10 protein-coding genes are annotated in these 13,308 nt (G+C 64.8%); 8 read left to right on the top strand and 2 right to left on the bottom strand.

Features of this window, described 5'->3' with window-relative positions; all coding sequences use genetic code 11:
- Positions 1-122 precede the first annotated feature (122 nt).
- From lpdA to ACUYMZ_RS09770, 4 genes are all read left to right on the top strand, one after another.
- A complete protein-coding gene (lpdA, locus tag ACUYMZ_RS09785; RefSeq protein WP_426007053.1) occupies positions 123-1,505 on the top strand; it encodes a dihydrolipoyl dehydrogenase in 1,383 nt (460 codons plus the stop codon).
- A 114-nt stretch (positions 1,506-1,619) separates the two neighbouring features.
- Positions 1,620-3,389 carry a 2-oxoglutarate dehydrogenase, E2 component, dihydrolipoamide succinyltransferase gene (gene sucB / locus ACUYMZ_RS09780; RefSeq protein ID WP_481602999.1) on the top strand — a complete coding sequence of 590 codons (1,770 nt, stop codon included), beginning with the start codon at positions 1,620-1,622 and terminating at the stop codon, positions 3,387-3,389.
- A 122-nt stretch (positions 3,390-3,511) separates the two neighbouring features.
- Positions 3,512-3,865, top strand: a complete 354-nt coding sequence (locus ACUYMZ_RS09775) for a hypothetical protein (protein ID WP_426007049.1) — start codon at positions 3,512-3,514, stop codon at positions 3,863-3,865.
- A gap of 141 nt (positions 3,866-4,006) precedes the next feature.
- The gene (locus ACUYMZ_RS09770) at positions 4,007-4,435 is read left to right on the top strand and encodes an OsmC family protein (protein ID WP_442422848.1); all 429 of its coding nucleotides are present in this window, start codon (positions 4,007-4,009) and stop codon (positions 4,433-4,435) included.
- A gap of 72 nt (positions 4,436-4,507) precedes the next feature.
- On the opposite strand, the gene ACUYMZ_RS09765 is transcribed toward ACUYMZ_RS09770, so the two are convergent.
- Positions 4,508-8,017: a S41 family peptidase gene (locus ACUYMZ_RS09765; RefSeq protein ID WP_481602996.1), complete on the bottom strand. Its 3,510-nt coding sequence runs from the start codon at positions 8,015-8,017 to the stop codon at positions 4,508-4,510.
- Between the two features lie 86 nt (positions 8,018-8,103).
- Between ACUYMZ_RS09765 and ACUYMZ_RS09760 the strand changes: the two genes are divergently transcribed.
- Positions 8,104-8,991 carry a TIGR01777 family oxidoreductase gene (locus ACUYMZ_RS09760; protein ID WP_481602994.1) on the top strand — a complete coding sequence of 296 codons (888 nt, stop codon included), beginning with the start codon at positions 8,104-8,106 and terminating at the stop codon, positions 8,989-8,991.
- Here the strand turns inward: ACUYMZ_RS09760 and ACUYMZ_RS09755 are convergent.
- Positions 8,988-10,625, bottom strand: a complete 1,638-nt coding sequence (locus ACUYMZ_RS09755) for a serine/threonine protein kinase (RefSeq protein ID WP_481602992.1) — start codon at positions 10,623-10,625, stop codon at positions 8,988-8,990. The genes ACUYMZ_RS09760 and ACUYMZ_RS09755 overlap by 4 nt on opposite strands.
- Before the next feature lie 150 nt (positions 10,626-10,775).
- Between ACUYMZ_RS09755 and lipB the strand changes: the two genes are divergently transcribed.
- The 3 genes from lipB (at position 10,776) to ACUYMZ_RS09740 (ending at position 13,300) form a co-directional block, all read left to right on the top strand.
- Complete coding sequence (lipB, locus tag ACUYMZ_RS09750) at positions 10,776-11,444, top strand: lipoyl(octanoyl) transferase LipB (protein WP_426007039.1); 669 nt, start codon at positions 10,776-10,778, stop codon at positions 11,442-11,444.
- The gene (gene lipA / locus ACUYMZ_RS09745; RefSeq protein ID WP_426007037.1) at positions 11,441-12,448 is read left to right on the top strand and encodes a lipoyl synthase; all 1,008 of its coding nucleotides are present in this window, start codon (positions 11,441-11,443) and stop codon (positions 12,446-12,448) included. The genes lipB and lipA overlap by 4 nt, the downstream gene beginning before the upstream one ends.
- Before the next feature lie 90 nt (positions 12,449-12,538).
- A complete protein-coding gene (locus tag ACUYMZ_RS09740) occupies positions 12,539-13,300 on the top strand; it encodes a DUF4191 domain-containing protein (protein WP_426007035.1) in 762 nt (253 codons plus the stop codon).
- Positions 13,301-13,308 lie beyond the last annotated feature (8 nt).

Here is a 13,308-nt window from a genome sequence, read left to right as displayed (position 1 = left end):
AGGTGAACTCGATAGTCACAAATGCAAGAGAACTTACCGGCTGGCATAATCACGGCAGAGCAAGTTCCAAAGACCCGATGACACGCAGGATCGTGTCATCATTCACGCGAGGGAGCGTTTAAGTGGCCGATCAGGCAACTGCGCAAGAATTCGACATCCTGGTACTCGGTGGCGGCAGCGGCGGCTACGCCACGGCCTTGCGGGCCGTACAGCTTGGGTTCACCGTTGGCCTTGTTGAGAAGGCCAAGCTCGGCGGAACCTGCCTGCACAACGGCTGTATCCCCACCAAGGCCCTCCTGCACTCGGCGGAGCTGGCGGACCACGCCCGCGATTCCGCCAAGTACGGCGTTAACGTCACGCTGGACAGCATCGACATGTCGGCTGTGAACGCGTACAAGGACGGCATCATTGCCGGTAAGTTCAAGGGCCTGCAGGGACTCATCAAGTCCAAGGGCATCACCGTGATCGAAGGCGAAGGCAAGCTCCAGGGCACCAACACGGTCGTCGTCAACGGAACCGCCTACACGGGCAAGAACATCGTCCTCGCCACCGGTTCCTACTCGCGTTCGCTCCCTGGCCTGGAAATCGGCGGCAAGGTCATCACCTCGGACCAGGCCCTGACCATGGACTACATCCCCAAGAGCGCCATTGTCCTGGGCGGCGGCGTCATCGGTGTCGAATTCGCCTCCGTCTGGAAGTCCTTCGGTGTGGACGTGACCATCATCGAAGGCCTCCCGTCCCTCGTTCCCAACGAGGACGCCTCCATCGTCAAGAACCTTGAGCGCGCCTTCAAGAAGCGCGGCATCAAGTTCAGCACCGGCATCTTCTTCCAGGGTGTGGAGCAGGACGACAACGGCGTCAAGGTCACCCTCGTTGACGGCCAGACCTTTGAAGCCGACCTCCTGCTCGTCGCAGTGGGCCGTGGCCCCGTCACGGCAAACCTCGGCTACGAAGAAGCCGGGCTCACCATCGACCGCGGCTTCGTCATCACCAACGAACGCCTCCACACGGGCGTCGGCAACATCTACGCCGTAGGCGACATCGTCCCGGGCGTGCAGCTTGCACACCGCGGCTACCAGCAGGGCATCTTCGTCGCCGAGGAAATCGCCGGCCTGAACCCGGCCATTGTCGAGGACATCAACATCCCCAAGGTCACCTACTGCGAGCCTGAGATCGCCACGGTCGGGTACACGGAGAAGGCCGCCAAGGAAAAGTTCGGCGACGACCAGGTCCAGACGCAGGAATACAACCTGGCCGGAAACGGCAAGAGCTCCATCCTGGGCACCGGCGGCATCGTCAAGCTGGTGCGCCAGAAGGACGGCCCGGTCGTCGGCATCCACATGATCGGCTCCCGCATGGGTGAGCAGATCGGCGAAGCCCAGCTGATCGTGAACTGGGAAGCCTACCCGGAGGACGTGGCCCAGCTGGTCCACGCACACCCCACCCAGAACGAATCCCTGGGCGAAGCCCACCTCGCCCTCGCGGGCAAGCCGCTCCACGGCTAAGTCTTCACCCAAGACACACGGGTCGGGTGCATGCGGCGGAATCTGCCGGCTGCACCCGGCCCGGACCAGCAGAATTCATCCGCATCAAAGATCAATAAGGAGAACGGGGACGACATGTCTGAATCCGTTAACTTGCCCGCCCTCGGTGAGAGTGTCACCGAAGGAACTGTCACCCGCTGGCTCAAGCAGGTTGGTGACCGGGTGGAGATCGACGAGCCGTTGCTCGAGGTTTCAACCGACAAAGTAGACACTGAAATCCCCTCTCCGGTCGCAGGCGTCATCGAAGAAATCCTCGTCGCTGAGGACGAGACGGCCGAGGTTGGCGCTCCCCTGGTACGCATCGGTGATGGCTCCGGCTCAGCCGGCGCTGCCGAAGAAGCACCCGCACCTGCTGCCGAAGCTCCCGCACAGGAAGCAGCTCCTGCCCAGGAAGCTCCTGCCGAGGCACCGGCTCCCCAGGCCGAAGCACCTGCTGCCTCCAGTGGAGAGACCGCTTCGGGCGGAGAAGGCCACGAGGTCACCCTTCCGGCCCTTGGCGAAAGCGTCACCGAAGGCACCGTGACCCGCTGGCTGAAGGCAGTGGGGGACACCGTAGAGGTAGACGAGCCGCTGCTTGAGGTCTCCACCGACAAGGTCGACACCGAAATCCCCTCCCCCGTAGCCGGAACCCTGCAGGAAATCCGCGTCAACGAGGACGAGACAGCTGAGGTCGGCTCCGTTCTGGCCATCATCGGTTCCGGAGCCGCTGCGCCTGCTGCAGCTCCGGCGCAGGCCGCGCCTGCCGAGGAGGCTCCCGCAGCCGAGGCACCCGCCGCCGAAGCACCGGCACCCGCCGCAGCTCCTGCCGCTGCCCCCGCACCCGCGGCTGCGCCCGCAGCAGCACCCGCACCCGCAGCAGCACCCGCACCCGCAGCAGCACCCGCTCCGGCCGCTGAGGCCGGCGGTTCTGCCGAGTCCGGCTATGTCACTCCCCTGGTCCGCAAGCTGGCCAACCAGCATGGTGTTGACATCGCATCCGTTTCCGGCACCGGCGTTGGCGGCCGCATCCGCAAGCAGGACGTCCTGGCCGCTGCCGAGGCCAAGCAGGCAGCCGCAGCTCCGGCAGCAGCACCTGACGCTGCCGCGGCTCCGAAGGCTGCAGCTCCGGTTGTTGCTTCGTCGCTCCGCGGAACTACGGAAAAGGCGCCGCGCATCCGTCAGGTCATTGCCCGCCGCATGCGCGAGTCGCTTGAGGTCTCCACGCAGCTCACGCAGGTGCACGAAGTGGACATGACCAAGATTGCCAAGCTTCGCCTCAAGGCCAAGAACAACTTCCAGGCACAGAACGGCGTCAAGCTGACGTTCCTGCCGTTCATCGCCAAGGCCGTTGCTGAAGCCCTCAAGCAGCACCCCAAGCTGAACGCCGCCTACGACGAGTCCAAGCAGGAAATCACGTACCACAACGCTGAGCACCTGGCGATTGCCGTGGACACCGACAAGGGCCTCCTGGTTCCGGTCATCTCCGACGCCGGCAACTTGAACCTCGCCGGTCTCGCCAGCAAGATCGCCGACGTCGCAGGCCGTACCCGTGACGGCAAGATCGGTCCGGACGAACTCTCCGGCGGTACGTTCAGCATCACCAACATCGGCTCCGTTGGTGCCCTGTTCGACACTCCGATCATCAACCAGCCGCAGGTGGGCATCCTGGGAACCGGTGCAATCGTCAAGCGCGCCGTTGTGGTAGCTGACGAAAACGGTGACGATTCGATCGCCATCCGCTCCATGATGTACCTGTCCCTCACGTACGATCACCGCTTGGTGGACGGCGCAGACGCAGGCCGCTTCCTGCAGACCCTCAAGGCCCGCCTTGAGGAGGGTGCCTTCGAAGCCGACCTCGGCCTCTAAGGATTACCAGCAGTCCTTCGAAGGGCAGGCGAACCGGGAATTCCGGTCGCCTGCCCTTTGTCTTGCCCGCCAGGCGCGTGGCTTTGCTACAGGACGTAGAACCAACTGGATAAGCTGGGGCCATGAGTATTCTCTTCAGCATCCTGGTGTTCCTGCACATCGTCGGCGCGGCCATGATTGTCGGCTACTGGATCGCCACCCTCAAGGAGCCCACGATCCACCCGCGGCAACGTGACGGCGCCTTCCTCCAACTCCTGACGGGCATCGCCATGATGGGTGTCATTCCCATGCTTCCCGACGCAGACCCCAACTACTTCAAGCTCGGCATCAAGTTCGCCATCGGTGTTGCCGTGGCCGTCCTGGCCGTCATCGGTTCACGCAAGGTGAAGAACGGCGAGCCCGTTTCCACCGGGCTGGCCCACGGTGTGGGTGGCCTCGCGTTGATCAACATCGCCATCGCGACGATCTGGAACTAGGGCCTCAACAGCCGCTGATCCGGGGTCATAATCCACCGACAGCGGAATGGCCGTGCGGTGCGGGAGGCAACTCCCTAGGATGGAACCCGGTGGCACCTGCCGGTGGCAGGTGCCGACAAATGACGACCCAAAGGAGTGGACATGGCAGCAACACGTACCGCACACACGGTTTGGAACGGGAACCTCATGGAAGGTTCCGGCAACACCACGCTGGACAGCTCAGGCCTTGGCACCTTCGATGTCACCTGGAAGGCCCGCACGGAGCAGGCCGGCGGAAAGACGAGCCCGGAAGAGCTCATTGCCGCAGCCCATTCAGCATGCTTCTCCATGGCATTCAGCCACGCCCTGGCGCAGGCCGGCTACACGCCTGAAGAGGTCCAGACCAAGGCAGACGTGACGTTCGTGCCCGGCACCGGCATCACCGGCAGCCACCTGACCATGTCCGCGACGATCCCGGGCATCTCCGAGGACGAATTCCGCCGCATCTCCGAAGAAGCCAAGACCGGCTGCCCCGTCTCCGGCGCCTTGGCCAGCATCGAGATCACCCTGGACGCCACGCTTAACGCGTAGCGGACAGTCGCGAAAGGCCCCTCGTTCTCCCCCAATGCCGGGGAGAACGAGGGGCCTTTTCCATGCCTGGGATCAGCTTTGCGGCCTGGCGGGAAGCGCAGACGGCCGGACTTTCCTGTAGCCCTCACGCAGCGGCGGCCGGTCTGTAGGAAGTTCCTGGATCATTTCCTTCAGCGCTCCAATGCCGTATTCCAACTGGGGGTCGGTACCGGCAGCGTAAGCATGCGGCGGAAAGAGGACCTCGATGTCAGGTTCCACGCCCCTGTTTTCCACGTCCCAACCGATACCTCCGCTGAACCATGTTGCATACCGCGGCTGCGTCACTCCCGTACCGTCGGCCAGGGCAAACCGATTGTCGATGCCGACCACGCCGCCCCACGTCCGGGTGCCAATGACCGGACCGATACCCCGCAATTTGGACACCTGCGTAATGATGTCGCCATCGGAACCGGCGAATTCATCGGCCAGGATAACCACCGGTCCACGCGGTGCGTGATGCGGATAGGTGCGCGGTTTCTCCCCGCGCGGCATGCTCCATCCGGTCACCTTCCGGCCGATGAGTTCAGCGACCAGCTGGGAGGTATGGCCCCCACGGTTGCGGCGGACATCGACGATCAGTCCGTCCAGGGCTGTCTCGGTATCGAGGTCGCGATGCAGTTGCGCCCAGCCGTTGGCCATCATGTCGGGAATGTGGAGGTAGCCAAAGCTGCCGCCGGAAGCTTCCCGGACGGTCCGCCGGTTGCCCCGCACCCAGTCCTGGTAGCGCAACCTCTCCTCGTCCCGGATCGGAATCACCGCCACCCGCCGCTGGACGCCGGCAGAGCTGCCGTGGGCTTCGCCGTTCAGGAGCGTCAATTCAACGGTCCGGCCCGCGGCATCCACCAGCTGCATGGCCGGCGTGAGTTCCGCGGAAAGTTCGACGCCGTCAATCGCCAACAGGACATCGCCCACCTTTGCGTCCGCACCCGGACGGGTCAGGGGCGACGTTGCCTGCGGATCCGAGGATTCGCCGGCGAGGATCCGGGTGATCTTCCACCCCTGGCCACCCCACTGGAGTTCGGCACCAAGCCGGCCCTGACCATTCCGTCCGGGTTCCTTGTCCGGTGCGGGCCGTACATAGGCATGCGAGGTCCCCAGTTCACCGTGGAGCTCCCACAACAGATCCACCAGGTCATCATGCGAGCCCAGCCGGTCCACCACGGGGCGGTAGCGCTTATGGATGGAATCCCAGTCCAGGCCCGCCATGTCCGAGGCCCAGAAGAAGTCCCGCTGCAGGCGCCACGCCTCATCAAAGGCCTGGCCCCAGGTCGACACGGGGTCGAGCATGACCCGGACCCGGTTCAGATCCACCGTGACCAAGTCGCCGGATTCCTCGTCCACCTTGCTGTCCGATGGCACCGACGTGACCTGCTTATCCAGGACATAGACAACCCGTTTGCCGTCACCGGACAGCCGGTAGCTTTCGGCTGCCTTGACCAGCGTCGACTCTTTGCGCTTGGCGAGGTCGTACCGCATCAGTGCGGGGGCCGTCTTTTTGTCCTGCAGGCTTCCTTTACCCTCTCCGGTGACACCGGAGAGTTCAGTGTCAAGCCACAGGAGCGCACCGTCCACCGCCGTCAGGTCGGAGTAGTTGCCCTGCGGAACGGGAACGCTGATGACCCTGTGGGCCAGGCCGTCCGCGTCCACCCGCACCACCGGAGCATCGCTGTCGTCGGTCGACTCCCCTGCCGCCGAAGCGCCCTCGAGGCTGTCCACGGCCGGGCCGAACGGAGACGGAGTATCCGCGGCCAGGGCAACGAGATAGGGCTTGATGGGGCTGGGAAAGGAAAGATCGAAGGAGTGTCCGTCATAGACGGGATCGAAGCTCCGGTTGGACAGGAACGCCAGGAATTTTCCGTCGGGGGTGAACCGGGGCGACTCGTCGCAGAAACGTCCGTCCGTGACATCAACGATGCCGTCCGCGGGATCCGCCGGCCGGGCGAGGCGGAGCTTGCTGCGGGAACCAAAGGACGTCGCCGGCTCGGACCAGACCAGCCACTGGGAGTCACCCGACCACGACAGCTGGTCGACGCTGCCCTCACCGATGCTGACCAGCCGGGTCAACTCTCCGGAGGCTGTGTCCGCCACGAACACGTCGCCAAACGTGGTTCCTACGGCGAGCCAACGCCCATCCGGGCTGGCTTCCAGCGCGCTGGTGCGGGTAGGAGCAGGGAACCCGATGCGGAGCTCTGCAGTGTCCTGGTCGGGGGCGGCAGGCATGGCCACAGCAACGCCTGCCCCCGCGGTGTCCGGAGACGGCTGCTCCCCGGCCGCTTGGTCACCGGCTGCGTCCGACGAAGCGGCGGGAACAGCTTGGTGTGCCGCGGCACCGGGTCCCACCACGTTGGACACGGACACGGGTTTGGGCAGGACTGCACTGTCCTCGTCAGAACCCGGTGCATCGGCGGTTTGTGGCGCATCGACCGCGGGCAGCGGAGCCGGAGCCAGCCTGGCAGCAATCCGTTTGATGTAGAGGGCTTCCGCTCCCCCGTGGTCCGCCACATAGGCGATCCGGCCGTCCCCCACCGGGCGGGGAAGCCGCGCACGGACCCCGGGAGTCGCCTCCACGATCCGGGATGGCCCGTCTTTATGGCGGAGCCAGTGGACCGTCCCATGCGATTCGATGGCACTGGCTGTGCCGGCCAGGTTCGGAACGACGTCGCCCAGGTGGGCGGAAACCTTCAGCGGTGCGGGGCGGCGGGCGGGCGACGCCGAGCCCAGCGTAATGTCCAGCTTGGTGGGCTGCGCATCGGCATCGAGGGAAGGCAGGAGCCACAGCTCACCCGCCGACTCGAACACGACCCGCTTACCGTCGGTGCTTGCGTGCCGGACGTAGAAGTCCTCATGATCGGTGTGGCGCCGCAACCCGGTTCCGTCGGGAAGTACCGAGTACAGGTTGCCGTAGCCTTCGTGGTCCGAAAGGAAAGCGATCCTGCCTTGGATCCATAGGGGGTCTGTCAGGTTACCGTCGATTTCCGGCACGAGGCGCTCGAACTCGCCGTTGCCGTCCGAGTCGATCCACAACTTGCCGGCGGTTCCTCCCCTGTACCGCTTCCACCACGCGGGTTCCCGGGAGAGGACGCTCGCCAGGACAACAGGCCGCTCATCGCCGACTTCGGGGCCGAAAGCCACGGCCTCTACGGGGCCGAAAGGAAGTTCGACGGCTGAGCCACCGTCGAGGGGGAGGCTGTAGGCGTGCGTGTGGCGGCTCTCCGCCTGCTGGAAAGCACTGGTGACCAGGACGTTTCCGGCGGGTGTAAACCCCTTGACACGTGTGGTGCTGTGGCCAAAGTAGCTCAGCTGCCTGTAGCCGCCACCTTCGATCCCTGCCGTCACGACCTCCGGGGAGGTACCACAGACAACCGTCCATACAAGCCGTTGGCCGTCCGGCGTGAAACGCGGATTCCTGGACGGGAGCTGCTGGGAGGAGACCCGCCAGGCGCGCCCGCCTGAAACGGGTGCAATCCAGACGTCGTCTTCGGCCACGAACGTGACCAGTTCACCGTGCACATGCGGGAAGCGGAGGTAGCTGGAGGAGGTCATTGTTCGATCATAGTCAAGACCCCCCGGCGGGAACCTGCGCCGGCATGGTGTTTCCGCCACCTGCGCCGGACATGGTGAGATGGGTCATGCGAATAGTGATGGCCGGAGCTTCAGGAATGATCGGGACCGCCCTGGCTGATGTACTGGCCCGGCGTGGAGACGAGGTGGTCAGGCTGGTCCGACGGCCTGCCAGGAACACCTCCGAACACAGCTGGGATCCGGCTGAAGGCAGGCTGGACGAAGCCGTACTGGCCACCGCGGACGCCGTGGTTAACCTTTCCGGCGCAGGCATCGGGGACCGGCCCTGGACCAAGCACCGGCTCAGCGTCCTGCGGGATTCCCGGCTTCAAGCCACGCGGACGCTCACTTCCGCAATGCACCGGCTTGGGTCGCCGGAACTCACGTTCGTCAGCCAGTCCGCGTCGGGCTACTACGGCGCCTCCCGGAACGGTGTCCTCCGCGAAGACTCGGGTCCCGGAACAGGAGTCCTTGCCAGGCTGTGCATCGAGTGGGAAAACGCGGCCCGCTCAGCCCCTTCGAGCGTCAGGGTGCTGAACCCCCGGACCGGAGTGGTACTGAGCACCTCGGGCGGGGCACTTGGCCCGATTCTTCCCCTGCTCAAACTGGGACTGGGCGGCCCTTTTGGACATGGACGCCAGATCTGGCCCTGGATTACGCTGCCCGACCAAGCTTCCGCACTGGCCTTCCTCATCAACTCCCGGCTCGAAGGGCCAGTCAACTTGTGCGCTCCTGAACGGGCCGACGTCAATGCGATCGTCGCCCGGCTGGCCACGGCATTCCACCGGCCGGCTTTCCTCCGGGTCCCGCGACCGGCCCTGCGCCTGATCCTCGGCGGGCTCGCAGATGAGCTGGTCCTCGCCGACCAACCGATGGAACCGGCCAGGCTCACAGCGGCAGGCTTCAACTGGCAGCATCCCCGACTTGAGGATGCAATGGACTGGCTGGTTTCCTAGGCCGGGCCAAGGACCTGGAAGATCTTCCACCGTTCCGCATCCTTCACCAGGACGAGCCGCAGGTCCTGGGGTGATCCTTGAGGCCTCTCCTGCACCACGCTGTTCCCGCCGGCCTGCTCCCCATAAGCCGAGACCGTTGCCCTCAGGCCCACCACCATCCGGCCGTTGCCGACCGCCTCCACCAGCCTTACCTCCCCAAGTTCCGTCCTCAGGCCGGTGAGCCGAAGATCCTCCGCCGCCAACTGTGCGGACAGGACGCCGTCTGCGGCTTCTGCCGGAGAGCCCTGGGCGTTCACTATCGAGAGCAACCCGTGATTCTGCTCGCGCAGGGCTGTGTCGCGCACCGCCGACAGCGCCCGGACCGCCACCAAGGGGTCGTTGGAAGCGAGGGCCTCCAACACGTCCGGCGGCACCGCACCCGGGCTTCCGCCGTCGTGGTGGATCCCGTGAGTTGATGCCTGCACAGCTCGCGGCCTCTCCTGACCGACTGCCCAGATGGCCACGGAGACGCTGGTCAGGGCCGCCACCAGCAACGCGCCCACCACCAGCGCCAAGCCCAAACCGGCCGGACGCACCCCTCGTCTTCGGTCCGCCCTGCGACCAGCGGGGCCACGGGAAGCACGGGCCGGCATGGACTTTGGCTTGCTGCGCCCAACCGGATCGGCATAGGAGGGGCGGCGCCACCGATTCACGCGACGCAGGGCCAGGATGACCCGGGCAGGCCGGCGCACACGGCCCTCCGGGTTCCGCTGCGTCAACAATTCCGGGATGACGGACGGATGGACCGAGCCAACCAGGTCCACCGGCTCGGCAGCGGCACTGCGGTAGACCGCCGTCGTGAATTCACGGGCGCTGGGACGGACCGCCGGGTCCGGGTCCAGGCCCGCCTCAAGGACGGTCACCAGACCGCGCGGAACTTCCGGAACCAGCAGGGACAGCGGCGGCCGGACCTCCGGTCCTTCCGGAGGTGAACCTGTGAGGCAAAACCAGCCCACGGCTGCCAGTGCATGAATATCCCGCGAAGGACGCAGGAAGCCCTGCTCTTCCGGTTCGGTAACGGTGGAGTCCGCAAAGCCAGGCGTTCCCACGGCCTGCGACGTTGGAGCGTCGCCCACCATGGCCGCAATTCCGAGGTCGCCAAGAAGCGGCTTGCCCTCGGCAGTGAACAGGATATTTCCGGGTGAGACATCCCCATGTACCGTTCCCTGGCCATGGAGGTACTCAAGAACCTGGGCCATGGGCGTCAGGATCGTGACAGTTTCACCGACCCGAAGGCTTCCGCGGGACTGCACCAGCCCAGCCACGGAACCTCCCGCGGCATAGTCCATGAGGAGGACGGGCTTTTCCGTTCCATCCACCTCCTGCTGCACCAGGCCGTGGACTTTGAGCAGATGGTCGTGCTGCACCAGCGACATGATCCCGAACTCACGCAGGGCCGCCGCCTTGGCCCGGTACCCCGCATCCGGCGGCACCGTGGAGCGCTCTTCCAGCAGGCACTTGACGGCGAAGCGTGCTTGGTCGGAGTCCCGGACGGCAAGCCACACCGCCGATGATCCCCCTTGGCCGAGTTTTCGCGACAGGGAGAAACCAGGGATGCACGGAACCGGTTCACGGGAATTGTCCTGACTTGCCATATCCAAGGTCTACCGGATGCCGTGGAATCCTGCAGAAGTTATCCACAGGCCATGCTGACCCGCCCCACCGCGCACGTACGGAGCGGGATGCGACTGAGAGGTTCACCACAAAAGCATGGGACCTGTCCAGCGGGGTCTAAGCTTGAACCCATGACTCTTGAGTTTTCACAAGTGGGTCTCGCCCCGGAGTTCGTTGATTATGTGCAGGGCTGGGACCTGCAGCGCGAAATACACAACGAGGTTGTTGCAGGCGCAAGGAACAGCACCGTACTCCTTCTCGAACACTCCCCGGTGTACACAGCAGGCAAGTTGACGGAAGACCACGAGCGCCCCTTCGACGGCACACCGGTAGTGCCGGTTGACCGCGGCGGCAAGCTGACCTGGCACGGACCAGGCCAATTGATCGCGTACCCGATCCTGAAACTCAAAAACCGTGCAGGAATCCGCGACTACGTCGAGCGCCTCGAAGCGACCATGATCGCCGTCATGGCCGACTACGGAATCAAGGCCGTCAGCGTCAAGGGCCGGGCCGGCGTCTGGGTGCTTGCTGACGACAAAGGACCGGACCGGAAGATCGCCGCCATCGGCATCCGGGTCCTGGACGGCGTCACCATGCATGGTGTCGCCATCAACTGCAGCAATGACCTTGCACCCTACGCCCAGATCATTGCCTGCGGCATCACAGATGCCAGTGTCACCACCATGACACTGGAGACCGGCCGGACCATCAATCCCGCCGACATTGTTGACCGCTTCGTGGAAGAGTTCCGCAAGCACGAAGAAGCACTTGTTTCCGCCCCGGAAGGAGCACTCCAGTGACCCTGGCACCTGAAGGTCGTAAGTTGCTGCGTATCGAGCAGCGTAACGCTGCGGTCCCTGTTGAGCGTAAGCCGGAGTGGATCAAGGCGAAGGTCCAGATGGGGCCGGAGTTTGTCGGGTTGAAGAACCTGGTGAAGAAGGAAGGCCTGCACACGGTGTGTGAGGAGGCCGGGTGCCCGAACATTTTCGAGTGCTGGGAAGACAAGGAAGCGACGTTCCTGATCGGCGGGTCCGAGTGCACCCGGCGGTGTGATTTCTGCCAGATCGATACCGGCAAGCCCTCCCCGCTGGACCGGTTCGAACCCACCAAGGTGGCCCGGTCCGTGCAGGCCATGCAGCTGCGCTACGCGACCGTGACCGGGGTGGCCCGTGACGACCTCGAGGACGAGGGCGTGTGGCTGTATGCCGAAACGGTCCGCAAGATCCATGAACTGAACCCCGGCACCGGGGTGGAGTTGCTGATCCCGGACTTCTCCGGCAAACCCGAACACATCGCCGCGATCTGCGACTCCAAGCCCGAGGTATTCGCCCACAACGTGGAAACCGTGCCCCGTATTTTCAAGCGCATCCGGCCCGCGTTCCGCTACGAACGCTCCTTGGATGTCATCACCCAGGGCCGGGACCTGGGCATGGTGACCAAGTCCAACCTGATCCTGGGCATGGGCGAGACCCGCGAGGAAATCTCCGAAGCCCTGCGGGACCTGCACGCCGCCGGGTGTGACCTGATCACGATCACTCAGTACCTGCGCCCGTCCGAACGGCACCTGCCCGTGGACCGGTGGGTCAAGCCCCAGGAATTCGTGGACCTCCAGCACGAGGCCGAGGAGATCGGCTTCCTCGGCGTCATGTCCGGTCCGCTGGTGCGTTCCTCCTACCGCGCCGGCCGGCTCTGGGCCACCGCGATGCGCAAGAAGGGATGGGCCATCCCCGAAGCCCTGGCCCACATCGAGTCCTCCGGAACCACCCGCCAGGAAGCCTCCACCATCCTCGCCGCCCACAGCTAGGCCACAGAACAAACCAGCAGCGCAGAAGGACCGGATGCCGCCGTCATGGCGTCCGGTCCTTCGACATACATCACGTAGAATTAAGGCACTATGGCGAAATCCCCTGATTCCAGCAATTCGACACCTTCTGCCGACGCTCCCAAGCGTGGGCTGTTCCAACGCAAGCCCAAGGAAGCCAAGGCCAAGAAGCCGAGCCAGCTGAAGCAGATCGCTGAAGTCTTCAAGATGACGCGGCGGAATGATCCCCAGGTTGTGTGGATCATGGTGCTGGCATTCCTGGCCGTGGTCGCTGTGGCGTTCCTGATCGGTTTCCTGCTGGAAAACTGGGTCACCGGCTTGATCATCGGTATTCCGCTGGGCCTCCTGGCCGCCGTCTTCATCCTGTCCCGCCGGGCAGAGAAAGCGGCCTTCGCCCAAATCGAAAACCAACCCGGCGCCTCCGGCGCTGCTTTGGGCACGCTCCGCCGCGGTTGGATCACGCAGGACCAGCCGGTGGCAGTCAACCCGCGCACCCAGGATGCAGTCTTCATGGCCATCGGCCGTCCCGGCGTCGTCCTGGTTACCGAAGGTCCGTCCCACCGCGTCAAGGGCCTGGTTGACGGCGAGCGGAAGCGTTTGGCACGCATCCTCCCCAACGTCACGGTCCACGTCCTGCAGTCCGGCCGCGGTGAGGGCCAGATTCCCCTGAACCAACTGGCAAGGACCATGGGCAAGCTCAAGAAGGAGCTCACCAAGGTGGAGGTCAACGCCGTTTCCAAGCGCATCAACTCGCTGGGGAACCGCCTCCCGATCCCCAAGGGCATCGATCCCTACAAGGCACGTCCGGACCGCAAGGCGGCACGCGGACGCTGACCACGGGC

It is taken from the genome of Arthrobacter sp. T572 (genome assembly GCF_056780115.1).
Note: the sequence above shows the minus strand (reverse complement) of the source record. Positions and strands in the feature narration are given on the sequence as shown.